Source organism: Acinetobacter marinus, assembly GCF_900096915.1.
GTDB lineage: Bacteria > Pseudomonadota > Gammaproteobacteria > Pseudomonadales > Moraxellaceae > Acinetobacter > Acinetobacter marinus.
Genome location: NZ_FMYK01000002.1, coordinates 481989 through 506854 on the forward strand (window position 1 = coordinate 481989; position 24866 = coordinate 506854).

Here is a 24866-nt window from a genome sequence, read left to right on the forward strand (position 1 = left end):
TTACTAGATTTTTACCAAAAAAAATAGTTTAATTACATTTAATCACAGAAAATAGCTAAATCTAGATGGTTTTTTTCACAGAGATAACAGTGTAAAAATATTTCTGGGATATGCGAATTGATAACATGGATATATGGGGTAGTTGATGTTAAACAATAATTTATTCAAAATTACAGCACTTGCGTTGGCTGTTTCTCTTTCGGCATGTGGCGGTGGGGGCGGTGGTTACTATGGTGACTCTGATAACGATAGTGGCTCCGATTCGAGCGGTGGTGATACAGTCACTGCAGTCAATGTCAGCACGATTTCACTGTATGATACCAATGGTGATGCGACAACGACGATTTCATCTCAAGGCGTTACTGCACAAGTCACTGTAACCGATGAAAGTGGTAATGCGATTAGTGGTGCATTAGTGACATTTACCAGTACAGGTGATGTGACCTTTGGAACAAGTAATGGTGCGGTATTGACCAATGCAAATGGCGTTGCAACCATTTCGGTCACACCAACAGATTCTACTGATACAGGGACTTATCAGCTGACTGCAACGACGACTTATGAAGACGTCACTGATACAGCATCAATGTATGTGAGTTTTCAAGCAGAAAATATCACCATTGCAAATATGAAAGCAGCGAGTAGCAATTTAGGTTCAGGTGACTCAACGTTAATTACCTTAGTGACTCAAGATGCTGATACCAATACCTATCAAAATAACATCGTTGTCAACTTTACCACGAGTTGTGGTAGCTTAAGCAGTACCAGCGTGACTTCATCAAGCGAAGGTAATGTGGCAACGACATATTCTGCTATCGATGCGGATGGTAATTTGTGTGAAGGTACTCAAACCGTTACAGCAACGACGGCTTCAGGTTCGGCTACACCAGTTAAACTTACCTTAACTATTGCAGCTGCGGAAGCGAACTCAATCGTTTATACCTCTTCTGATACGGTAGAGCTTGGTATCAAAGGTAGCGGTTCGTCGACTTCAGGGCAGGTCGAATTCACCGTATATTCTAATGGTAGCCCACTTGCTAATAAAAACGTAGTTTTAGACTTAGAAAAAGCGCCAAATGACTTTAGCTTTGTTACTCAAGGCAATCGTAGTAGTACAACGGTGGTCAGTGATAGTACTGGTAAAGTCAAAGTCAACCTTTACCCAGGTTATGTACCAGGTCCAGTTGAGATTAAAGCTGCATTATCTACAGATACAAGTATTTATGCGTTATCGAAAAATGTGTCAGTTGCTTCGGGTCGCGCTACGCAAAGTGGCTTTAGTATTTCAATGACTAAAAATGCTCTGCAAAATGCGAAAGATGGTGACACAGCAACCATTACAGCACGCTTGGTGGATCGTACGGGTAACCCAATTCCAGATGATACAGTGGTCAACTTTGTCACCGAGGGTGGCAGTATCACACCATATTGTACGACGACTGATGGTGCGTGTTCTGTGACACTATCTACTCAAGATCCTCGCCCAACGAATAACCGTGTGACTGTGCTCGCTTATGTTGAGGGTGATAAATCATATACAGATACCAATGGTGATAATGCCTATACCGCAGGTACCGATACATTAATCAGTAATCTCGGCAGTTTCTTTAGAGATGATAATGAAAGTACTGCATACGATTCTGGTGAGTTTAAGTACACTCGTGTCATTACGGGCACATCAGCGACTTGTGCAAGTTCTACCATCGCACAACCAAATATCTCAGGCACTTGTGATAATAACTTGGCGACCGTGTTACGCAGTCAATTCTTAGTTGCATTCGCTGAAGACACTCCAGTGATTTATAATCCAAGCGTGTCAGGAAACCAGTTTAGCTTTCAGTTATTCGGAAATGGTTCGTTATCAGTGCCGATGCCATCTGCAACAACAGTTGGCGTCTCTACTGTAGATGATACAGAGAATGATTTGAGTTGTACTGCTGAATTACGTGAAGGACAAGAAACAGTACCAGCAATCTTTAATTTGCTTACACCGACCACGTTTGTGAACAGTGCTGCGACTTATTACGCCTATCGCTTAAAAGATTGTGATACGAATGATAGTGTAGTATTAACCATTACCACACCAAGTGGTAGCGTGTATAAAAAAGAGTATTTTTATCCGTAAGTCATAAAGCTAAAAATGAAAAAACAGCACCTCGGTGCTGTTTTTTTGTTGCAAAATTAAAAAATCAGAGTCCCGTACCAACACTGACCGATGCAGTCGGACGAACTTGCATTGACGAGCAGGCAGTGAGACTCAAAAGACAACATAAAATTAAAAAAGTTTTCATGATTCTAATCCAAAGGAAAAGAACCATGATTCAAAATTTATGCGTGAAAGAATAGCTAAAAGTCGTGTATATCTTGTAATGGACTATTAAAGGAAAATCGAACCCACTTAATCGTCTAATAAATCCATTTGTTTGGCAAGTTGATACAGGTTGTTCGAGCGGTTGCCCGTACGACAAAACATCAAGATTGGCTTTGGTAATTCATGATAATGATTGGCAAATGTACGCACATCAATCTCCGAAATCTGACCAGCGACTACAGGTTGATAGACATAATCCAAACCGACGGCACGTGCGGCTGCTTCGATTTGGGCACTGGTTGGCTGTTCTGCACCACCTTCTTGATCAGGACGGTTATTAATCACCGAGCGAAAGCCTTTTTCGACCACTTGTGGAATTTGTTCAGCAGAGATTTGTCCAGCAAAACCAACAGGTTGTTCCATAATCATGTCCTAAAATTTATGCAGTGATAAAAATGAATCATTGTTAAATCATCATAGCACTTTTATCCAGCGAAGAAAAAACCTCGAGATTGATTTTGTAAATGAGTTTGAAGTATTTCATGATATTTTAGACAATGCCCAAAACCATTTTTCAATTGTTATCTAAAATAGTATGGACAAAAAAACACCTGAGCGAACTTGATTTATTCAGCTCAGGTATTTGTTTTTGCAAATCTTTTAAAATACAGAAGGACGCTGCCAGTCGTAGATATTACGTTTATAGGCATACCAGAACATCCAGATCCCAACCAAAATCATTGGTAAGCTGAGGAATTGTCCCTTACTCATCCAGCCGATAAACAGCAGTCCATTATCAGGTTCACGGAAGAACTCGATGACGAATCGTGCCACGCCATAACCGATCAAAAATACCGCAGACACCGCCATACGTGGGCGAGGTTTTGAGCTAAACCACCATAAGACAATAAATAGCAGTAAACCTTCACACAGCGCTTGATAAAGCTGAGAGGGATGGCGCACCAAATGCAATGGATCAGTCGGGAAAATCATGCCGAGCGGAAAGTTTGGATCAGTGACTTCACGACCATACAATTCTGCACCGATAAAGTTACCCAATCGTCCAAACATCAATCCTGTCGGGACGCAAGGTGCGATAAAGTCCAGTGTTTCAAACCATGATTTTTGGTACTTTCGGCACCATAAAATCATCGCCAACATGACGCCCAAAAAGCCACCGTGGAAGCTCATGCCACCTGTCCAGACTTGGAACAGCCAAATTGGATTTTCTAAAAACTGTTGAAAGCCGTAAAACAACACGTAGCCCACACGACCGCCAATGACCACACCGAGCGCACCGAAAAACACCAGATCGGACACCATTTCTGAGTTCCAGCCATCACGCCGTTTGGCACGGTAGGTTGCCAATCCCCAAGCAAATAAAAAGGCTAATAGGTACATCAAACCATACCAATGGACTTTGACTGGACCTAGAGAAAGTGCGATCGGGTCAATGTTGGGATAAGTCAGCATTGATTTTCCTTGAATGATTTTAAGTGGAGGGTTTTAAATGATAATTTTGAGCAGGATTGTAAAGGAAAATGCTGAAAAATGATGTACATTCAATGTGACTAAATCACTTGGCAAAAAGAATAGACCAATATGTGCATTGTGGCATTGGCATGGCAGACCATCGACGAGTTTCCGTTATTACTTCTTTCCAATCGAGATGAGTTTTATCAGCGTCCAACTAAAGCGTTACATTACTGGCAAGCGGATCAGCTCTATGCAGGGCAGGATTTACAGCAGGGCGGTACGTGGATGGGAATGACGCCATCGGGGCGTTGGGCGGTGGTGACCAATTTTCGGGAAATGACAGAACAGCAGTTTGCTACCTCACGAGGTGATTTAATTCGTAATTTTTTAATTTCTGATTTGGCGCCACTGCGATTCGCACAGCAATTGGAAAAACAGCAAAATGATTATGCGGGCTTTAACTTGATCGTGGGTGATCAACAGCAAGCGGTGTATATGAGCAATCGAGGTGAAGCACCACAGGTGTTAGCACGTGGGGTCTATGTGGTATCGAATGGCTTGATGAGTGAACATTGGGAAAAAACCGCACACCTGCGTAAGCGCTTTACCCAAGAGTTTTTGCCCTTACTTCAACAATCTGATTTGAAAAATGATGTTGATATTGAACAGCATATTTTGCCTGTAGCTTGGGATGTATTGGAAGATCAGCGCAAAATTGACACGGATAAATTGCCACAGACGGGGATCAGCCTTGAGATGGAAGAATTATTGTCTTCGAGTTTTATCCAAAGTCCTGTCTATGGGACACGTTGTTCTAATTTTCTGCTTATGCAAGCTCACGGCAATCAAAAACAAATGCAATGGTGGGAAAAAACACAATATGGTGAGAACTTGGGTGAAGTTGTGGAAGTGGATGTGGACTTGAGTTAATCATTTTTCAAAAAAATCAATAAAACCCTCCATTAAAAAGGGAGGGAACTCTGCTTATTAACGGATGTTAGTTCTAAACCTGCATCACTCCTCCCCTTTAAAGTGGGTGAGCTACTGTTGTAGCGCAAGGGTGGGGTTTCAGATGGTGGAAAAATAATGTCAGATCAAATATTTAATAGACCTGATTATAAGCAACGTCGCCAAGAACTTCGAAATAATATGACTGAACCAGAGAAAAGGCTTTGGTCAGTTCTTCGGAAGAAACAACTTGGTGTGAAATTTAGAAGACAACATGGAATAGGTCACTACATTGCTGACTTTTATAGCCCTGAAATCAGATTGGTTATTGAGTTGGATGGAGATTCACATTTTCACCAAGATGCAATCCAATATGATGCTGTGCGGGATGAGTATATGCGAGCGTTGGGTATCGTGGTTATTCGTTTATTAAATCAGGATGTTATGTGTAATTTTGATGCTGTAAAGTCTTATATCCACGCGCAAATAATAGATAGAAAAGCGAATATTTAGCGGGTGATAACCCTCCCTAGCCCTCCCTTAGAAAGGGAGGGAATTCCGCTTATTAGCGGATGTTGGTACTAAACCTGCAATACTCCTCCCCTTTAAAAGGGGAGGTTGGGTGGGGTTTTACTAAAAAACACGCTAAATTTAGCGTGCTATTTTTATCGAAAAGGATATCAAGCGTTAACCTGCGATGACACCACCATCATCACGTGTAATTACCACAGTTGCCGAGCGAGGGCGAGCGGTTGAGTTTTCACGATCAGTCTGGGTTGCAGGCCAGTGGCTAGTCGGTGCATCATAGCTTGCAGAGCGTTCACCTGGATGTTGTACATTGATAAAGATTGCCTTGTGGTCAGGTGTCGTCGTGACACCTGTGATTTCACATTCTTTCGGACCTGTCAGGAAGCGGCGTAGATTTTCATCAGTGACTTGTGCGCCAACGATGGTGCTTTGACCATTTGAAGTGGTTGCGGTTGTACCATCGCCAACTTGACCAGGTAGGGCAGCTAGCATCATACAGTTGGTCACATCGGTATATGCGCCATCATCTGTTTGTAGCCACAGTACGCCACGGGTATCGAACCACATACCATCTGGGCTAGAGAGGTCGTTGGCGTCTGTCAAGCCTGACAAGTTGATGTTGGCAGCCATCGCAGCTTCTGCACCGAACAGGTAAATGTCCCAAGCGAAAGAGGTTGCGGTGGTCATATCGCCTGTCTCACGGAAGCGAATCACGTGACCATTAATATTACCTGCGAGGTCACCGCCATCAGCATAATTACGTGGATTGGCAGCATCCGTGTCGTAGCTGGTGCCACGATTGGAGTTGTTGGTGAGGGTCACATAGACTTCGCCATTGTTTGGATTGACCGCACACCATTCTGGACGATCCATCTTGGTTGCGCCAACGGCATCGGCAGCCAGACGAGCAAAAGTCACCACATCCGCTTGTGAGCTAAATGGATAGACGCTGTTGGATGCTGTTAAGCCATTTTGACCATAAACTAAAGCAATCCATTCGCCTGTACCATCATCATTGAATTTGGCAACATATAAAGTGCCGTTATTCATATATTTGTCGCCAGCGGTATAACCTGCATTGATGTCGCTATTGCTCCACTTCGCATCAGAGACAAATTTGTAAATGTATTCGCCACGTGAGTCATCGCCCATGTAGAACGCCAATGGCTGACCTTCAATGGCACGGCTGGCACGGCAGTCTTCATGCGCAAAACGACCAAGCGCAGTACGTTTTACAGGATTTTGTGAGCGATCAAATGGATCAATTTCCACAATCCAACCAAAGGTATTGGCACTGTTGCGGAAATCTAAGCTGGCATCATTTGCAGTCACAGATGAATTCCAACGGTCGAATAGATCTTGTTCATTGGTGCTCGAAATCGCTGATTCCCAGCCATAGCGTGAGCTTGCGCCTTGTTTTAGACCATAGCGGTTAAATGCGATAACTTCCGCCGCAGTACGGTTGGCATCATCATCGCTATTACGGACAAAGTAGCCGATATAGTTTTCTTCTGTGGTGAGATAGGTGCCCCAAGGCGTATAACCATTACCACAGTTGTTATGTGTACCACGAGTTTTGGTGCCATCGCTAGAATAAGCGGTGCGTACTAATGCCGAGTATTTCACAGGGCCAGCAAAATCCATTTCTGTTGATGCAGTGATACGACGATTAAATACCGAGCCTTTATTGATACTTACAGCTTGGCTGTCATTGTCTTTTTCCAGTTCAATGATCGAGACGCCGTGCGCATTCATTTCACGCAGCACCTCATCTTCTGGGCGGTGACCATCTGCATCTTCTGTTGCACCTTGCGCATGCAAAAAGGTTTGGTTGATATATTCGTGGTTCATCACCAACAAACCTTGCTCGGAAATATTGGCATCATATAAGCCACTATCCGAGTCTAAACCAAAGAAAGTCATGCCATCGTGGCAGTCGCCAGAGCGCTGATTGAAGCTGGTACCACTTGGCACATTATTGTCATCCCATGCACTGACATTTTCCGCCAATGGATCACCGAGTGCATAGAGAATGGTTGCGGTATAGCCCTCTGGTACTGTCACCCAGTCATTGAGGTTTTTTTCGACTGCGCTAAAGGTTAGGCTTTCTGGCAATGTATTGCTTGTATCATCGCTGTCTGAGTCGCCATTTGATGGATCGTCAGAAGAATTGTCGTCATCATCGCTACATGCGGCAAGGCTTGATGCCAATGTTAGTGCAACGGTTGCGGACGCAGTTTTTTTAATCAGGCTACGGCGTGAAATGTGATGTTCTAAGATGTCACGAAAATGTGTATTGTCTGAGTTGTTGTTATCTAACTCTTGATCTTCAAAGTATGGTGTACGCTCGGTCATGAGAATTCCCTGGCAAGTGCGTGTTGATGTGAATGGAACAAATGTTTTCCGTAAGGCTACGCAGGGAATATGTCAGTGCGGTGAAGTTTTCTTTACAAAGTGATGAATGAACTGCTAATTTACAAGGGAGCTGAAAGACAATACGTGGTTTGCTTGAATCGTTTTTAATATATGTGCCATCGGATAAAAAATAATGAAATTCAAATATTTGATTTTAATTCATATTGCATTTTTGGGTTGGTTGGCAGGCTGTACTGGAAAATATGTGGAAGTTTTTGAGCCAGAACAGCATATCCAAGTATTGATTGCTGATAGAGAGTTCCTTGTCCCGAAAAAGTATATTGATAATCCTAGTTTACCAGTTCAGAGCCCTCTGACTTTCGATAAAAATGGAAGTATGATTGCTTACTTCTATTTTCCATCACTATCAGGTTTAACCGAAACGGATGCACAACAACGGTTTGGACGATTTAATCATCAAGTGATATCAATGCAATGGTATATAAAAAGTGAACATTATATTGATGCAAAAAAGTCAGGAAATAATATACTTGAAAGTCCGATTATAAATATTGTTCATAAAGATTGTGAATGGGCAAGTTTGAGCTGTTTAAGTATAAAAGATCCTGATTTTTTTAAATGGGTTGGATCGTATCAAGGTATTGGTTCATTTTACATTAGGTGTCATATAGATCGAGAGAATCCTCAGTTATTACCAAATCAAGTTTGTAATTTATATTTAGATTATGATGATAAAGATATCTATATAGAAAGTCTTATTAGTAGTAACTTTATTACTGATAAAGAGGCTCTGCCTAAAGTCATGATGCAAATGAAAGCGTTCATTGATGAGTGGGAGGAGTCCCCATGAATCAGCTTCAATTAATCAGGAATTTTACGTTTCTCAATCAATTTCCCAAACAACAATCCTAACTCAAAGAGCAACCACATTGGAATCGCCAGCATCAACATCGAAATCGCATCAGGTGGTGTGGCAAACATCGCCACAAAGAAACAACCGACAATGATAAAGCGACGTTTTTCAATCAAATCTTGCGTGCTCACCACACCAATCATGATCAATAGCAAAGTTGCTACAGGAATTTCAAAAGTCAGCCCAAACACCACAAAGAGTTTTAAACAAAAACTCAGATAACTATTGATGTCAGTCATCGGTGCTACGGTTTCAGGTGATACGTGGATAAAAAAACCTAAAATTGCAGGCAAAGTAATCAAGTAGGCAAAAGCAATCCCGATATAAAACAAACTGATACTGGCAATCAACAAGGGCAGGGCAAGTTTTTTTTCCCGTTGATACAGCGCAGGTTTGAAAAACGACCAAATTTGATACAGCACATAAGGCATGGCAATCATAAATGCCAAAAAGAAATTCAGCTTAAACGGTGCCATGAATGTCGCGGTCACATCAGTGGCAATCATTGATGAGGTCGAAGGAAGTTGGGCACGTAACGGTTCAGACAGCAGTTGATAAGTATCATTGGCAAACGGCAATAACGCAAAAAACAACACCAAAATCGCAATCACCATCTTGATGAGATGTCCACGCAAGATCATCAGATGCTTGGTGATCGGCATACTGTCTAAAGACTCGGTCTGTGCATCTAAACCGATTTGTGAGGTATTGGCATTGGACTGTGTCATATCGAATACTACATTTTGATGATGATTGGCGTGGTCGTGGTATGGCTAGGTTGAATCGTTAGACAGCATGTCGATATTCAATGCGGTGACATTTCCCAAGCCGAAGAAATTGGCTTTGAAATGGAATGTTCAGCACATAGTCATCACAATATTGAAATGGAAACTCAGCAATAGTTTTCGAATCAATTGGTTTCTCAACACTTTGAGACAGCTCAACAATTTCCGCATTGATCAGTTCACCATTACCCACGACAGGCGATTTGAATGGCATCAGTTTCTGATGTTTAGCTTGCTCATATTGTGCTTGCATCTTGGCTTCTAAATCTTTGATGCGTTGTAGTTCTTGTTGCATTTGTGCTTTGAGCTCGGACATGCGTAACTCACGATCAATATCGTTTTGTACGCTATTGACCATACGTTTCAGCTTGCCATACCAACGCCCTGCAAAGCGTGCAGCCTCAGGCAGTTTATCAGGGCCCAGCACGATCAATGCCACCACCGCAAACAACAATAGCTCGGAAATTCCCAAATTAAACATGACGTTTCTACTTGATTCGCATCGGCATGATGTCGATTAAAAATGCTTAACCGTTTTGTTGCGCTTTAGATTCAGTGCGAATCTCTTGTGCAGTCGCTTCATGCTCGAGAAGTTTTTGTTCTTCGTCGTCACGGACTGATTTTTTAAAATCCTTGACCGCACCACCAACGTCTTTGCCGATGTTTTTCAGTTTTGATGTACCGAATAATAAAATGACCACGATTGCGAAAATCAAAACATGCCAAATTGATAAGCCTGCCATGCGACTGCTCCATAGAATTCTTCAAATTGAACACTATGAAAACAGTCGGCGATGACATCAATATGACAGGAATGTTGCAGTTTTAAGACAATGATCTTTTTGGGAAATTGATTCTTGTTGAAAAAAAGTCGAGTTATTTTTCTTTGGGTTCAGGTGGTGTCATGCCAAATTGTAAATAGGCCTGATTGGTGGCAATCCGTCCACGAGCAGTACGCATCACATAACCTTGCTGAATCAGATAAGGCTCAATCACATCTTCCAATGTGCCACTATCTTCCGCCATCGCTGCCGCTAAGGCTTCCACCCCTGCAGGGCCACCATCAAAACGCTCTAAGAGCATAGACAAATAACGACGATCTAAAGTATCCAAGCCATCTTTATCGACATTGAGCATATCGAGTGCTTTATGCGCCATCTCTTGGGTGACTTCGCCTGTGCCTTTCACCTCAGCATAGTCACGTACACGGCGTAACAAGCGATTGGCAATACGTGGTGTACCACGAGAGCGACGTGCGACCTCATGCGCACCGTCTTGGGTAATTGGTAAATCCATCAGCCGAGCCGAACGAAGCACGATACTGGTCAAATCCTCAACAGAATAAAACTCAAGGCGTTGCACAATACCGAAGCGATCACGTAGTGGCGAAGTCAGCAAACCAGCACGTGTGGTTGCAGCGACCAAGGTAAACGGCGGTAAATCTAGTTTAATCGAACGTGCCGCAGGGCCTTCACCGATCATGATGTCAAGCTGATAATCCTCCATCGCAGGATAGAGAATTTCCTCAATCACAGGCGAAAGGCGGTGAATTTCATCAATGAAGAGCACATCGCCCTCTTCAAGATTAGTCAGCATCGCCGCCAAGTCGCCTGCACGTTCCAGTACAGGCCCTGAAGTGGATTTGAGATTGCCACCCATTTCCCGAGCGATAATATTCGCCAACGTGGTTTTCCCGAGTCCTGGAGGACCAAAAATCAGGGTGTGATCCAATGCTTCGCCACGACCACGTGCTGCGCCAATGAAGATTTCCATTTGTTCACGCACCACAGGCTGACCGACATAATCGACAAGCGAAGTCGGGCGAATGGCACGATCAAATTGATCTTCTGGTTTTTCTAGTCCACTGATTAAACGGTCTTGCATGAGGTACTCAGATTTTGGCTTTTAAGCATAGTAAAGGGTAACGCATTTTAGTGAAATTTATTTCATCATGGATTTGAGTGCTGCACGAATCAGCCCTGCACTATCGTTATGTTCAGATTTCACAGCGGCAATGGCTTTTTGTGCTTCCGCAGGTTTATAACCTAAGCTGACTAAGGCTGATTCAGCTTCTGCCACAGGCGAGTCAGGAATAAACTGAATGCGCTCTAGACTGGTTGATCCTGAACCTGTGCTACTCGTACCCAATGCTTTCAGGCGATCACGAAGTTCAATGATTAGACGCTCTGCGGTTTTTTTACCGATTCCTGGCACTTTGACCAAAGTATTCACATCTTCATGCTCAATGCAATGAATCAGCATCTCCACGCTTAGACTAGATAAAATGCCCAAAGCCATTTTTGCACCGATGCCGTTGACTTTGAGCAGGGTGCGGAAAATGACTTTATCTTGGAGTTCGCTAAAGCCATACAATTGCTGTGCATCTTCACGTACCACGAAATGCGTCCAAAGCGTCACCGTTTCGCCACGTTTGAGTTGGCAAAAAGTGGAGAGGGGTGTATCGACTTCATAGCCGACACCGCCGACATTGAGGATAACAGTAGCACCTTCGAGGTGTTGGATTTCGCCAGTAAGTGAACCGATCATAATAATAAATTTCTTAATTTAAGGTTTTGAGCTGCAACTATTATAAGGAAAAAATAGTGCAATGTTGGATTTAATAGATTTCATGGGAGTTGATACCTTTACAATAAACCCACTTTATTTCCCTGCAACTCTTGCGAAATTGCATAGGCTTGATGATCAGAAAATTTACTGATCACATCCAAGACCTGCATGACATTTTGGAAATAATCCTCACCAATCTGAATGCCCAAACTATTGAGAATAATCATCAAACGCTGTTCTTTAAAACTCACTCGACGTTCAGGATCAGTCAGTGGAATAAAGGCATTCAATAAATGTTGCACACTAGCATGCGCCAATAGCTCCAAATCGGCTTTATGACGATGATTAAAAATCTTCGTGCGGGCTAAATCTTTGGCTTTTTGAATCCCATGCGCAATGTCGGCACTGCAATAATGCAACAAACCATGTGGCAATTCACCTGCGAGCAATTGATCATGATGATTGACAAAGGCAGTGGTGACTTCATCAACTAACCGCTTCATAGCACGACCACGTAGCGCTGCGATTTTTTGTTGCCAAGAGGTGTTTTTTCCAAGCTCCTCAGGTAAACCGTAGTCGGCAACGAGCTCAGTAAAAATCGGTTCAACCTCTTCATAGCTCAGCATATTGAGGATAATGCCATCTTCTAAGTCAATCAGTGCATAGCAAATATCATCGGCAGCTTCGAGTAGATAAGTCAGCGGGTGACGGCAATAATGATATTCGCCGAGTTGAATTAGTCCAAGCTGTTCAGCGACCAATTTAAGGACATCTTTTTCCGTGCGATAGCAACCAAACTTTGGGCGATGATGGTTCGGAGTGCGGTCGGTATCATCAATGATTTTGCTAAGCCACGGATATTTCAGATAGGCACCAAGCGTGGCATAAGTCAGACGCATACCGCCATCATTGGGATGATAATCAAGACGTGACAGGACTCTTAAACCTTGCGCATTACCTTCAAACTGACGTAAATCCGCCCATTGTTCTGAGGTGAAAAGATAGGGTTTATTGAGATAGGTCTGATCAAACCAATCTCGAATCGCATATTCACCTGCATGCCCAAACGGTGGATTACCAATATCATGTGCCAAACACGCCGCCTGAATGATCGCACCGACATCGGCAGGGCTAACCCACGATGGTAGATGTTTTTCGATCTTTTCCGCTGCGAGCATCCCGAGCGACCGACCGATACAAGACACTTCGAGCGAATGCGTCAGGCGAGTGTGAATGCCGTCGTGCTGGGTCAGTGGATGGACTTGGGTTTTACGATTCAGCTGTCTAAAACTTTGTGAAAATATGATGCGATCATAATCTTTGTGAAAAGGGCTACGTGCTTGTTCTGATGTGCTTTTTTTACTGCCAAGTCGGGAGGCGGCAAGTAAGTTGACCCAATTCATATAATTCGTCATTGGCGATATGCTCTCTTGTTTCGTTCTTTCTCATCTTTGGCTCATCATGCCACGCCTTGCACGAAAATTCATTAGTATGGCGACTTCATTTGTCGTTTTAATGTGGTTCGCACTGAGCAATAAAAGTTATTCTGATCGGCAGATAAGTGGCAAAAAAATACTGCTGTCGGCATGGCAACCGACAACAGCTTGAGGAAAAACATTGAAAATGTAGTGAAGTAGTTTGTAAACCTATTTTTAATAGCAGTTTTTTGATTGAGTAGTCATGCCTATTTCTGAACCTGTTTGTTCTGGGATTGCTCATTTTCCAAAATATGTACGGTGGCAGTACGCCCAGCGACAAAGGCAAGATTGTTGGCAGGCACTTCGTCCAAAATGATTTTCACAGGAACACGCTGTGCTAAGCGCACCCAGGTAAAGGTCGGGTTGACATTGGCGAGTAGGGTCGAGCTGGTGCTGCGTTCACGATCTTCGATGCCTGTGGCGATGCCTTGTACATGACCTTGATATTTGTGGGAATCGCCCATCAGCTGAATGCTGGCACGATCACCGACATTGATTTTTGCCAATTTGGTTTCTTCAAAATAGCCCACCACATACATTTGTTTGCGGTCAATCAAGGCGGCGATGGCGGTACCTGTTTGCACATAATTGCCCTTTTTCAGGGAGAAGTTCGATAATGTACCGTCCGCAGGCGCAACCACTTCAGAACGATTCAGGTTGAGTTTGGCGAGGTCAAGATTGTTTTCTGCAACCAGAACCAAGGCTTTTTGCTGTTCGACACTCGCCACGGCTTGTTCGAGTGAGGCTTGCATTTGGCTATATTCGGCATGCGCTTGGTCACGTTCTGCATAGACTTGATCTTGTTCTTGCTTTGATATCGCACCTTGCATCAGATCGCTGTAACGATTGGCCGTTTTGTCTGCGAGCTTGATGCTGGATTGAGCTTTATTAATATTGGCTTTGGCAACACTCACTGCGGCATTGGCTTGGGCGAGGCTGGATTTGGCTTTGGCAAGATCAGATTGTGCTTCTTCGACATCGAGTACACGGCGTGATGTATCGATTTTAAATAGCACTTGTCCTTGTTTGACCACTTGGTTGTCTTGGACGAGGACATCAGTGACCAAGCCCGCCACATCAGAGGATACATTGATCACATCAGCACGTACCCGACCATCACGTGTCCACGGCTCATTGTTATAATAGCGCCAGAGGTGAATCACGGTAAAGATCGCCAATAACACCACGAGCCAAAAGATCAACGGACGTAGCCATTTTTTTAGATCAAAAGAAGTGTTGTTGCTCATGAATGTTGTCCTAAATCAAATCGGTTGCCATATAAAAAATGAAAAAATATTGTGTGAATCAATGCATGCTAATGCAGAAAAAACTGATAAATCGCATGCACGACAAACAGACACACCACGTACCAACACAGATAAAAAATATTTGGATAAAGAATCCAGCCCCGTTGTTCTAAACGATCAACCCAACGACTGCTGATTAAATATAAAATATAGGCCAAAGCCACCTGAATCAGGAGCACAGGCACGTACACCCCGTAAAAATCAACTTCACTCATACCACACCGCCTTGTAAAGTTGCTTGGCTTGCTTGAGTTGCGCTCGGTGTTTCGGGCTGGTGCGTGGTCAGGGCATATTGCAAATTATTAATACTCATGGCGAGGCGTTGTTTTTGCCCAGCAGTGACAGAAGCGGGTTGTTGCCATTGGAGATTTTGCTGTTGCAAGTTGGCAAGCATTTCGATCAGGCGCTGGTAATGATAGTGGCTAGGGGAATACATTTTGCTCTGTGCTGAAAATTCATCGTCAAAGGCTTGAATCAGTTGTTGAATGTCCGCTTGGATCAGTGCAGGGGTATCAGGATGCGCTGCAACCTCACTCAGACGGGTCAAGTCGATCGCCACGCAACTTTCAATCAACACATCTTGCATGGCATATTTGAGTTCGCTTGACGCGACCATTTTGGTATTGAGTAATCCAATGCGATCGACCATGCGGCGCAAATAAATTTTGTAGGTGGTGCCAAAGCGCAGATGAATTGCACTACGCATCTCTTGATAATGCTGATGAATGAGGCGTTTAGCAGTCATGTCGGGCGACATCGCACGGATAAAGTACAGCGCCAATACGGGAATAATTGGACCAAACAAACCTGCCAATGCCGCATCGATCGACGGCAATGGTGAGATTTGGTAGTGATTTTGCAGATTCAGCGCCATAATTACATTGATGGCAATCGGCAGTCCAATCCCTGTCAATGGCGGGTGGGGGATCAGACATACCGCATAAATAATCACAGGCGCAAGCACCAGCGCCAATTGCAAAAATGTCTTCACATCAGGCAGGATAAAAAACAGATAAATGAAGGTAATGATCGTCGCATACAGCGTACCCCGTAAAAATATCTTCAATAGCGGGATCGGATCATCCAGCGCCGTGAGGATACAGGCAACCACCGCTGCCATTTGCGCCAACATATAACCGTACTGCCAACCAGAATAAATCCAAATCGAAAATCCAATCAGTATCGATACAAAAGCCGCCATCGCACCACGCACCGCCACACCATGATCACGATGTAGACTTGGATAACGGGTAGACATTGGAGCAATAAACTCGGGAATCTTGCGTTGACCTGCTTGAATCAATTGCCAAATCACTTTGACGTTGTAGACATTTTGCATGAAATGGCGCAGATCCATTTGCAAACTGGCGAGTGCGGTGCGTGCGTGCGGATAGCGCTGCGAGAGTTGTTGAAACGCCATTTCCAAATGTTGCGGAAATTGAAAAGCACGCAGTTGATCAATTTCAATCGGTTGCTTTAATTCAGCAATACATTGATCGGCAAGCGATTGTAATTCAGGACTGAGATGTGGGTCGATTTGTCTCAGTTGATTGACCCGTTCAGAGATCGCCACCATGTTAATCAATTGCAAAGAAAATTGATGCAACATTTCTTGTAGTGGCTTGGTCATGCCTTTGAGGCGACCTTTTTCATAGTTGAGATGCACTGCCAAACCGTGCAAATCATTGGTATCACGGTTAATCGCAGAGAGCAGTTGCACCACATTTTGATTCGATTGTGGCGATTTTCCATCCTCAGTCGTCAGATTGCTGTCCGCAAAAATCTGCCGAAAAGCATGTTCGGTATCGCTCAGTGCCTTTTGCACCCGCTGCTGTATTGCATCGCCAATATGTAGTGGAAAAATCGTTGCCGAGACCACTGCAGTACAAATAATCGCAATGGAAATTTCCAAGACACGACCCAAGGCAAGATCAAAAATACTGTAGGTATTGATACTAAAAATCGCATTACACGCCACCATCACACAGGTATAGCCCGCCAACATAAAGGCATAGCTACGTGGCGTGCGATCTAGCATGGAAATATACAGACAAAATCCTGTCCAAATCGCCAAAACCAAAGTAAAGAGCAATGGCGTATTGATCAAATGTGGCGTTAAAATCACCGCCACAGCTGCACCGACAAAAGTGCCAGCCAAACGGTACAAGGCTTTGGAGGAGACCATGCCTGAATACGGATTGGCGATGATAAACACCGTACCGATCGCCCACATTGGATAGAGTAAATCCAAGCGAAAAGCGATATAAAGGGCGAGCATCCCTGCAAAAAAGGTTTTGCAGGCAAAAATCAGGTCGACCTTACTCGGGCGAAAAGCCAGTAATGGTTTGATCAATAACATGAAAGTGCCGTGGCGTGGTTCAGAAGCCTCGGATGATCTATGCGAAATGGAAGATCATCAGAAAATATAGATTCTGAATCTTGATAGGATAAAATTTGCGTGTATTTTGAGCTTTTATTTTTATAAAGTCAATAAAATATCTTTATATGATAAATTTATTGATTTAATCTTTAATTTATCGCTTAAATCTTGCGTCAATTTTGATAATGTGAATAATTAACCGCATTGAATAATATTTAACACATCCTGTAGCCAAACATCAGTAATTACGCTACAGCTAAGTTGGAGTGCGCTGTGAGTACATCGAGTTTTGCCCGCATATTGATGATTTTGGACGTGTTTTCTGTACAGCGTCCAGTGATTGATGTCGATGATATTTGCACTGAGCTGGATGTGTCCAAACCGATGGCGTACCGTTATCTCAAAGAGTTGGTCGAATCGGGACTGTTAAAAAAGGCGCATCATACGGTTGGTTCCTATGTGCTCGGTTCAAAAGTGGCGCTACTGGACTATATCGCTCGAGAAAGTGATCCGTGGGTACAGCTGTGCATTCCGCAGATGCGTGAAGTGGTCAATCGCACGGAAATGTTGTGTTTAATCACCGCATTAGAGGGCAAGAGTTGTATTGATATACACCATGAATCATATCGCAATGAAGGCTTGGTCTACGGACGAGGCTGTCCTCGTGCCTTGTCTGCGGGCTCATCGGCGAAGATTATTTTGGCGAATCTGACCAAGAAACAGCAAATCGAATATTATCAATATCTTGCTGAGGATTTGGCGAAGAATGGCTTTGCTGAAAATGAAGCCGAATTTATCAGTAAACTCAGACAAATCAAAAAGCAAGGCTATTACATTTCACAAGGTGAGTTGCATCCTGATTTTTCCAGTATTTCTGTCCCTGTGCGTTATTCTTCAAAAGAAGCACCGTGGGCGCTCACCGTATTGGCGTCGACCAATCGTTTTGAATTCATTGATACGCAAAAAATCGTCGAGATGCTCAAACGTAGTACAGAAGTGGTGGAGCAACAGGCTTTACAGATTGAAAATGAGATTGCGCAAAGTCCTGAAACCGATAAATAAACCTGCTGATTTTTTATTTTGGTAAATTCAAGCAAGAAGTTCTGAATTAATTGTCCACTGTCGCTAGCTGAAAATGTCGATTCGAAGTAGAATATGACTCTTCATTTTTGCCGTATTGTCACAGCTAATTTCTTTGTCACAATCTTAGTCACATTGCGCAGGTTCAAAAGACTTGCCGTGGAGCCAAAATCAACATGTTTATCGTGGCCGGTGCGTCTGCACATTCTGCTTTTAAGCAAGCTCAATTACTCTCTCGCCTCTCGTCAATTGATACTGTCCAAAGTGTGGAAAGTCAATGGGTTTACTTGTTTGATCAAGCCTTAAATGATGAAACTTTGCAATCGGCAAATGCGCTGTTAAATGACAATCAAACCTTTGTGCTTCGCCAAACAGACGGCGATGAAGTACAAGTTTTGGTGACACCACGTGTCGGGACGATTTCGCCGTGGTCATCGAAAGCCACCGATATTTTTAAAAATTGTAATACGCCAGTGCATCGCCTTGAACGTGGCGTACTGTATACCTTGAAAGGTGTATCAAGCGTTTCAAATGAATTGAAATTGGCATTGCACGATCGCATGACCGAAAGTGTGTTTGATCAGATCGACGACGCCAACGCATTATTTGTGGAAACTGCACCAAAGCCATTAAATAGCATTGATATTCTTGGGCAAGGTAAAGAGGCTCTTGTCAAAGCCAATCGTGAATTTGGTTTTGCATTGTCTGATGAAGAAATTGATTATTTAACTGATGCGTTCAATAAGCTCGGTCGCAATCCGCATGACATTGAATTGATGATGTTTGCACAGGCAAACTCAGAGCATTGCCGTCATAAAATCTTTAATGCGCAGTGGACCATTGATGGTGAGAAGCAACCATTGTCATTGTTCCAAATGATTAAAAATACTTATAAAGAATCGCCAACTGATGTGTTGTCTGCGTACAAAGACAATGCTTCAGTGATCGTTGGCTATGATACTATGCGCTTTTATCCAAAAGCCGATGACAATGGTCAATATGTCTATAAATACAAGAGCCAAGCCGCACATATCTTGATGAAGGTGGAAACCCACAACCATCCAACGGCGATTTCTCCGTTTGCAGGGGCGGCGACTGGTTCGGGTGGTGAGATTCGTGACGAGGGCGCAACAGGTCGTGGTGGTAAACCGAAAGCAGGTTTAACAGGCTTTACCGTATCGAACTTGAATATTCCAGGCTTTGAACAACCGTGGGAAGACAACTACGGCAAGCCATCTCGGATGGCTTCACCGCTACAAATCATGATTGATGGACCACTTGGTGGTGCAGCATTTAATAACGAATTTGGTCGTCCAAACCTGAATGGTTATTTCCGTACCTTTGAACAAAATATCAATGGTGAAGTGAAAGGTTTCCATAAGCCGATCATGATCGCAGGCGGTTATGGCAACATTCGCCCTGACCATGTGGAAAAAGATGCCATTCAAGAGGGTGATTTGCTGATCGTCCTTGGCGGTCCTGCCATGCTGATCGGTCTTGGTGGTGGTGCAGCGTCTTCTGTAGACAGTGGTACCATGGGCGAGAGTCTAGACTTCGCTTCCGTGCAACGTGAAAATCCTGAAATGGAACGCCGTTGCCAAGAAGTGATTGATACCTGCTGGCGTTTAGAAGATGCCAACCCGATCGTGTCCGTACATGATGTCGGTGCGGGCGGGATTTCCAATGCCATGCCTGAATTGGTCAATGACCATGAGCTCGGTGCAGTGCTGAATCTGCGTAAGATTCCATCGCTTGAGTCTGCTATGTCACCAATGGAAATTTGGTCAAACGAAGCGCAAGAGCGTTATGTCTTGGCGATTCGTCCAAGTTCGTTGGCACAGTTTGAAGACATCTGTGCGCGTGAACGTTGCCCATTTGCGGTATTGGGTGAAGCAACTGAAGCACGTCATCTGACCGTTGAAGATCCATTATTTGAAAATCATGCGGTGGATATGCCAATGCAAGTTATGCTTGGCGGTACACCACGCATGCAACGCAGCTATGAAAGCATCACTCGTCAAGGCAATGACTTTGATGCGTCGAAAATTGATCTCAGCGATGCGATTTTCCGTGTATTAAAAAATCCAACTGTGGCGTCTAAATCATTTTTGATCACCATCGGTGACCGTTCAATCACAGGTATGGTGGCTCGTGATCAGATGGTCGGGCGTTGGCAAGTGCCTGTTGCTGACGCGGCAGTGACCACCACCAGTTTGCAAGGCTTCACAGGTGAAGCGATGGCAATGGGTGAGCGTCCGCCAGTGGCACTGCTCAATCCTGCGGCATCGGTACGCCTTGCGGTGGCAGAGGCGATTACCAATATTGCCTCGGCAAATATTGAGCAACTCAGTGACATTAAATTGTCTGCAAACTGGATGGCAGCCGCAGGGCAAAAAGGTGAAGATCAAGCCTTGTTTGAAGCGGTGAAAACCGTCGGTATGGAAATCTGTCCTGCGCTCGGTATTGCGATTCCAGTAGGTAAAGATTCATTGTCGATGCGCACCACATGGCAAGATGATGGCGTGGATAAATCAGTCACTTCACCTGTTGCAGGTGTGATGACTGCATTTGCGCCTGTGACTGATGTGCGTAAAACATTGACACCAGAATTAAAATCAGGCGATGAGTCTGTATTAGTGCGTATTGATTTGTCTAAAGGTCAATTCCGTCTTGGTGCCTCAATCTTAGTGCAAGTCTATAAAGCGATCGGTACAACAGCACCTGACGTTGATAACTTTGACGATCTGAAAGCATTCTTTGCACTTATTCAAGATTGGAATAATCGTGGACTCATTCAAGCCTATCATGACATCGGTGATGGTGGTGTATTGGCAACGGTTGCTGAAATGATGTTCGCCTCTCGTCGAGGTGTTGCACTTGAGCCACAAACGATTGAAAGTCTATTCGCAGAAGAAATTGGTGCGGTTTTACAAATTAAATCTACAGATTGGGAAAGTTTGCAAAGCGAAATTTCCAACTCTAGCCTAAAAGATGCCATTTCATTGCTTGGTCAAGTCAATGATAATGATCAACTGACGGTAAATGGTTTGAGCTTTGAACGTGTTGCACTACAGCAAGCATGGTCAGAAGTATCTCATCAAATCCAACGTCTACGTGACAATGTGGACACTGCCGATCAAGAATTTGCCTTGATTGCAGATACACATCATCAAGGTTTGATTGCTAAACCGACTTTTGATTTAAATGAAGCGATTGAAGCATCCATGATCAATGTACGCCGTCCAAACATGGTGATCTTGCGTGAACAAGGCGTCAATGGTCATGTGGAAATGGCGGCGGCATTTGATAAAGTTGGCTTTAATACCGTCGATGTTCACATGAGTGATTTGCTTGCGGGTCGCATTAACCTCGATGATTTTGAAGGTCTAGTGGCGTGCGGCGGCTTCTCATATGGTGACGTACTTGGTGCAGGCGGTGGCTGGGCGAAATCAGTACTGTTCAATGCCAAACTTCGTGATCAGTTTGAAAAATTCTTTAACCGTGATGAAACTTTCAGCCTCGGTGTATGTAATGGCTGTCAGATGTTGTCACAGCTTGCACCATTGATTCCTGGTGCTGAGCATTGGGGACGTTTCCATCGCAATACCTCGGAAGTCTTTGAAGCACGTAGCGTCAATGTCCGTATCGAAAAATCAGCATCTGTGCTTTTGGATGGTATGCAAGGTTCGATCTTACCGATCGCTGTGGCGCATGGCGAAGGGCGTTTGGTCGCAAATGCAGAAAATCTTGCAACACTAAATGCGAACAGCCAAGTGGTGATGCGCTATGTCGATAGTCAAGGCAATCCGACACAGCATTATCCACTCAATCCGAACGGTTCACCTGAAGCAATCACAGGTCTAACTTCGCTCGATGGGCGTGCCACGATCATGATGCCACATCCAGAGCGTAACTTCCGTGCGCTACAACATTCTTGGAAGCCTGAAGATTGGCAACAAGACGGCGCATGGCTTCGTATGTTTAGAAATGCACGTCGTTTCTTAGGTTAATAATGCATTTGGGTTCATGCTTCGGTTTTTGATGAGTGTCGTGTTGGGCTGGATTTGATATGAAATTTAAGCCCTCTACTTTGATCATTTGAATCCGATTAGCTTGCTCATAAAAAAAGACTCGACATCAGCAATGTCGAGTCTTTTTTATTTTATGGTTAAGATTGGGGGGCTACACTTACGGATCATGCTTAGATATAGGCTTTGAGCCAATCAAAACTGTCCTTTGAATTTTGACTTGGTTTGTACTCTGCAGCGCAATAGCCGAGATACGGGCTGTTTTGAATCCAATCGAAAAATTCAGCAAAGTTAATATTGCCTGTGAACGGCTCATGACGATTTGGATAGTCGGCAAACTGGATATGTCCGATCATGTATAGATTTTCTTGTAAGGTGCTCATGATGTCTTCGCCCATCATCGCCAGATGGTAGCAGTCATATTGCAGACGAAGCGCAGGGTGTTGTACCGCCTCCAGCATTTCTTGAGCTTGTGCAATATTTTGCACGAGGAAACGTGGCATATCGGTGCCGTTGATCATCTCGATCACAGGGCTAATATCGGCACTTTGCAACTGATCACACGCCAGTTTGAGATTGCTGGCAAGGGTTTGTAGACAAGGTAATAAATCCGCATCAACTGGTTGTTTCCCTGCCAGAATATTCACAGTCGGGACATTGAGTGCTGTGGCATATTCGACCGCAAGTTGCACAGCTTTTTCAAACTCATACTCACGCCCAGGTATACAGGCGAGTCCATCACCACCTTGCATTAAATCACCCGCAGGTACATTGATCAAAATCAGGTCGAGCTCATGCTGATCCAATTGTGCTTGAATCTGATCAATGCTGAGCTCATAGGGGAATTGGATTTCTACGGCACGAAAGCCTTGTGCTTTGGCGAGGGCAAAGCGCTCAATTAATGGCATTTCGTGAAAGATTAAGGAAAGGTTGACCGCAAGATTAAGCATCGAAAGTCTCCTAAATCTCTGTTGCAATTCATTTTAGAATCTGAATATTTAATATTATGCTCGAAAGGTCGTGCTGTGCATAGCCATTTTGTTGATGTTGTTGTAATTGCTCGAGTGCATGTTTTGCCACAGGAATTTTCACACCTAAATCTTTTGCTAAAGTTGTGGCATTATTTAAGTCTTTACTCAGGGTTTGTACTTTCCACTGTACAGGTTCAAAGTTTTGATTTGCCATTCGAGGGGCGAGGATTTGAAAAGGTTTGGAATCCGCAAATCCGCCTGCCAGCGCAGGCGCCAGCAACGTGGCATCAACACCTGCTTTTTGCGCAAGTGCGACAGCTTCGGCGATGAGTGTGCTATTGGCAGCAACAATCAGTTGATTGCAAATCTTAGTGGCTTGACCTGTACCGACAGCACCCATACAGGTCACACGTGCAGATAAGGGTGCATAGACAGGCGCCAGTGCTTCGATCAATGTGGCGTCGCCACCTGAAAAGATCACCAAACTGCCTTGTTCTGCGCCAGCTGTACCGCCTGATACAGGGGAATCAACCCATGTGGCATTTTTGCTGGTGACTTGTTTGGCGAGTTCATAGGTTTTCGCCACTGACAGACTGGAAAAATCAATGATGATTTGACCAGCGTCAAGATATGGCATCAGTTGATCAACCACGGCGTGTACCGCATGGTCATCTGCAAGGCACAGCATGATCACAGGATAGTCTGAGATTTTTTCAAGACTTAAAGCACTTGCGCCATACTGAATCACCTCATCACAAGCAATTGCGGTACGATTCCAAACCGCCACGTTAAAGCCTGCATCGAGCAAACGTTTGCTCATGCGAGTGCCCATCAGTCCCATACCGAAGAAGGCGATTGCGGTCTCTGTAGAAAACTGTGGCATGGTTTGAACCTAACTATAAATGGCGATCAGCCAAGATTAACCATTAAATTGGCGAGGTGCAAAGTTGGTTTCGGGATGTTTATCCTTTTTACGTGCCAATTTACTATTTTTCCCGACAATTAGGCGAAATTGCCACATTTTTTCTAAACGTAATGCTTTTTTCGGCTGATGTTCCATGGCATCAAGCACCCGTTTCGCTGCCAGCAGGGCATCAGGTGAGCGTTGAATCAGCTCAGCAGCGAGAGTTTGCGCTTTAAACATTGGATTGTCATCGAGGTGCGTGACCAAGCCAATCTCTTTGGCATATTGCGCATCAAAAATTCGTGCGGTTAGGGTGAGTTCTTTTGCGAGGTCTAAGCCGATCAAGCCTTTAAGTGATCGGGTCAAGCCCATATCAGGCACCAAACCCCAACGACTTTCCATGATCGACATTTGCGTGTCTGGATGTGCGATACGAATATCCGATGCTAACGCCAGTTGCATTCCTGCGCCAAAGCAATAGCCTTGAATCGCACTGATCACGGGCACAGGTAGGCTTTGCCAGATCAGAAAGGCTTTTTGGAACAGGCTTTGTCCTGGTTTGATCAGCTCCCACGCAGCGAATAACCGATTTTTGGGATTATTTAAATCGCTGAGGTCAATCCCTGCGCTAAACACATCGGCTTCACCCGTTAAAATAATACAGCGGACTTTTTTATTCTTTTTCAGTGATTTTGCGGTATCGACTAAGGCTTGAAGTAGAGCGAAGGTCATGGCATTGCGCTTTTCTGGGCGATTTAGTTTGACGATGGCAATGCCTTGCGGGCTGATGTCTACTGTGATGAGCGCCATGAA

At 44.1% G+C, this 24866-nt stretch carries 21 protein-coding genes; 6 read left to right on the top strand and 15 right to left on the bottom strand.

What is annotated here, in order from left to right:
* Positions 1-145: 145 nt before the first annotated feature.
* Positions 146-2125, top strand: a complete 1980-nt coding sequence (locus BLQ60_RS05685) for an Ig-like domain-containing protein (RefSeq protein WP_092617217.1) — start codon at positions 146-148, stop codon at positions 2123-2125.
* 273 nt (positions 2126-2398) lie between these two features.
* On the opposite strand, the gene BLQ60_RS05690 is transcribed toward BLQ60_RS05685, so the two are convergent.
* Complete coding sequence (locus BLQ60_RS05690; protein WP_092617220.1) at positions 2399-2734, bottom strand: protein tyrosine phosphatase family protein; 336 nt, start codon at positions 2732-2734, stop codon at positions 2399-2401.
* Positions 2735-2971: 237 nt separating this feature from the next.
* Entirely contained in the window at positions 2972-3784 is an 813-nt protein-coding gene (gene lgt, locus BLQ60_RS05695; RefSeq protein WP_092617223.1) for a prolipoprotein diacylglyceryl transferase, read from the bottom strand.
* 129 nt (positions 3785-3913) lie between these two features.
* Here lgt and BLQ60_RS05700 point away from each other — a divergent pair, with 129 nt between their 5' ends.
* Both BLQ60_RS05700 and BLQ60_RS05705 read left to right on the top strand, forming a co-directional pair.
* Positions 3914-4717: an NRDE family protein gene (locus BLQ60_RS05700; protein ID WP_092617226.1), complete on the top strand. Its 804-nt coding sequence runs from the start codon at positions 3914-3916 to the stop codon at positions 4715-4717.
* Positions 4718-4873: 156 nt separating this feature from the next.
* Positions 4874-5248 carry an endonuclease domain-containing protein gene (locus tag BLQ60_RS05705; protein WP_092617229.1) on the top strand — a complete coding sequence of 125 codons (375 nt, stop codon included), beginning with the start codon at positions 4874-4876 and terminating at the stop codon, positions 5246-5248.
* Between the two features lie 174 nt (positions 5249-5422).
* Here BLQ60_RS05705 and BLQ60_RS05710 read toward each other — a convergent pair whose 3' ends face one another.
* A complete protein-coding gene (locus tag BLQ60_RS05710; protein ID WP_092617232.1) occupies positions 5423-7618 on the bottom strand; it encodes a PhoX family protein in 2196 nt (731 codons plus the stop codon).
* 193 nt (positions 7619-7811) lie between these two features.
* Here BLQ60_RS05710 and BLQ60_RS05715 point away from each other — a divergent pair, with 193 nt between their 5' ends.
* Positions 7812-8489: a hypothetical protein gene (locus BLQ60_RS05715; RefSeq protein WP_092617235.1), complete on the top strand. Its 678-nt coding sequence runs from the start codon at positions 7812-7814 to the stop codon at positions 8487-8489.
* Between the two features lie 11 nt (positions 8490-8500).
* Here the strand turns inward: BLQ60_RS05715 and tatC are convergent, their stop codons facing one another.
* From tatC to BLQ60_RS05760, 9 genes are all read right to left on the bottom strand, one after another.
* A complete protein-coding gene (tatC, locus tag BLQ60_RS05720) occupies positions 8501-9280 on the bottom strand; it encodes a twin-arginine translocase subunit TatC (RefSeq protein ID WP_092617238.1) in 780 nt (259 codons plus the stop codon).
* Between the two features lie 58 nt (positions 9281-9338).
* On the bottom strand, positions 9339-9818 hold the full coding sequence (tatB, locus tag BLQ60_RS05725) for a Sec-independent protein translocase protein TatB (RefSeq protein WP_092617241.1): 480 nt from the start codon (positions 9816-9818) through the stop codon (positions 9339-9341).
* A 46-nt stretch (positions 9819-9864) separates the two neighbouring features.
* Positions 9865-10080, bottom strand: a complete 216-nt coding sequence (gene tatA, locus BLQ60_RS05730) for a Sec-independent protein translocase subunit TatA (RefSeq protein ID WP_092617244.1) — start codon at positions 10078-10080, stop codon at positions 9865-9867.
* A 133-nt stretch (positions 10081-10213) separates the two neighbouring features.
* Entirely contained in the window at positions 10214-11221 is a 1008-nt protein-coding gene (gene ruvB, locus BLQ60_RS05735; RefSeq protein ID WP_092617247.1) for a Holliday junction branch migration DNA helicase RuvB, read from the bottom strand.
* Between the two features lie 57 nt (positions 11222-11278).
* The gene (gene ruvA, locus BLQ60_RS05740; protein WP_092617250.1) at positions 11279-11884 is read right to left on the bottom strand and encodes a Holliday junction branch migration protein RuvA; all 606 of its coding nucleotides are present in this window, start codon (positions 11882-11884) and stop codon (positions 11279-11281) included.
* 98 nt (positions 11885-11982) lie between these two features.
* The gene (locus tag BLQ60_RS05745) at positions 11983-13308 is read right to left on the bottom strand and encodes a deoxyguanosinetriphosphate triphosphohydrolase (RefSeq protein ID WP_092617450.1); all 1326 of its coding nucleotides are present in this window, start codon (positions 13306-13308) and stop codon (positions 11983-11985) included.
* Positions 13309-13589: 281 nt separating this feature from the next.
* The gene (locus BLQ60_RS05750) at positions 13590-14630 is read right to left on the bottom strand and encodes an HlyD family secretion protein (RefSeq protein ID WP_092617253.1); all 1041 of its coding nucleotides are present in this window, start codon (positions 14628-14630) and stop codon (positions 13590-13592) included.
* Positions 14631-14698: 68 nt separating this feature from the next.
* Positions 14699-14905 carry a DUF1656 domain-containing protein gene (locus BLQ60_RS05755; RefSeq protein ID WP_092617255.1) on the bottom strand — a complete coding sequence of 69 codons (207 nt, stop codon included), beginning with the start codon at positions 14903-14905 and terminating at the stop codon, positions 14699-14701.
* A complete protein-coding gene (locus tag BLQ60_RS05760; RefSeq protein WP_092617258.1) occupies positions 14902-17049 on the bottom strand; it encodes an FUSC family protein in 2148 nt (715 codons plus the stop codon). The genes BLQ60_RS05755 and BLQ60_RS05760 overlap by 4 nt, the downstream gene beginning before the upstream one ends.
* A 294-nt stretch (positions 17050-17343) precedes the next feature.
* Here BLQ60_RS05760 and BLQ60_RS05765 point away from each other — a divergent pair, with 294 nt between their 5' ends.
* Together BLQ60_RS05765 and purL are read left to right on the top strand one after the other, a co-directional pair.
* The gene (locus BLQ60_RS05765) at positions 17344-18132 is read left to right on the top strand and encodes an IclR family transcriptional regulator (protein ID WP_092617261.1); all 789 of its coding nucleotides are present in this window, start codon (positions 17344-17346) and stop codon (positions 18130-18132) included.
* 194 nt (positions 18133-18326) lie between these two features.
* Positions 18327-22160 carry a phosphoribosylformylglycinamidine synthase gene (gene purL, locus BLQ60_RS05770; protein ID WP_092617264.1) on the top strand — a complete coding sequence of 1278 codons (3834 nt, stop codon included), beginning with the start codon at positions 18327-18329 and terminating at the stop codon, positions 22158-22160.
* 191 nt (positions 22161-22351) lie between these two features.
* On the opposite strand, the gene BLQ60_RS05775 is transcribed toward purL, so the two are convergent.
* From BLQ60_RS05775 to BLQ60_RS05785, 3 genes are read right to left on the bottom strand one after another with little or no spacing between them, the layout of a single operon-like run.
* Positions 22352-23128, bottom strand: coding sequence for a hydroxypyruvate isomerase family protein (locus BLQ60_RS05775; protein ID WP_092617267.1), 777 nt, complete (start codon positions 23126-23128; stop codon positions 22352-22354).
* A gap of 28 nt (positions 23129-23156) precedes the next feature.
* Positions 23157-24032 carry an NAD(P)-dependent oxidoreductase gene (locus tag BLQ60_RS05780; protein WP_092617269.1) on the bottom strand — a complete coding sequence of 292 codons (876 nt, stop codon included), beginning with the start codon at positions 24030-24032 and terminating at the stop codon, positions 23157-23159.
* Positions 24033-24068: 36 nt separating this feature from the next.
* The gene (locus BLQ60_RS05785) at positions 24069-24863 is read right to left on the bottom strand and encodes a crotonase/enoyl-CoA hydratase family protein (protein WP_092617272.1); all 795 of its coding nucleotides are present in this window, start codon (positions 24861-24863) and stop codon (positions 24069-24071) included.
* Positions 24864-24866: the final 3 nt, after the last annotated feature.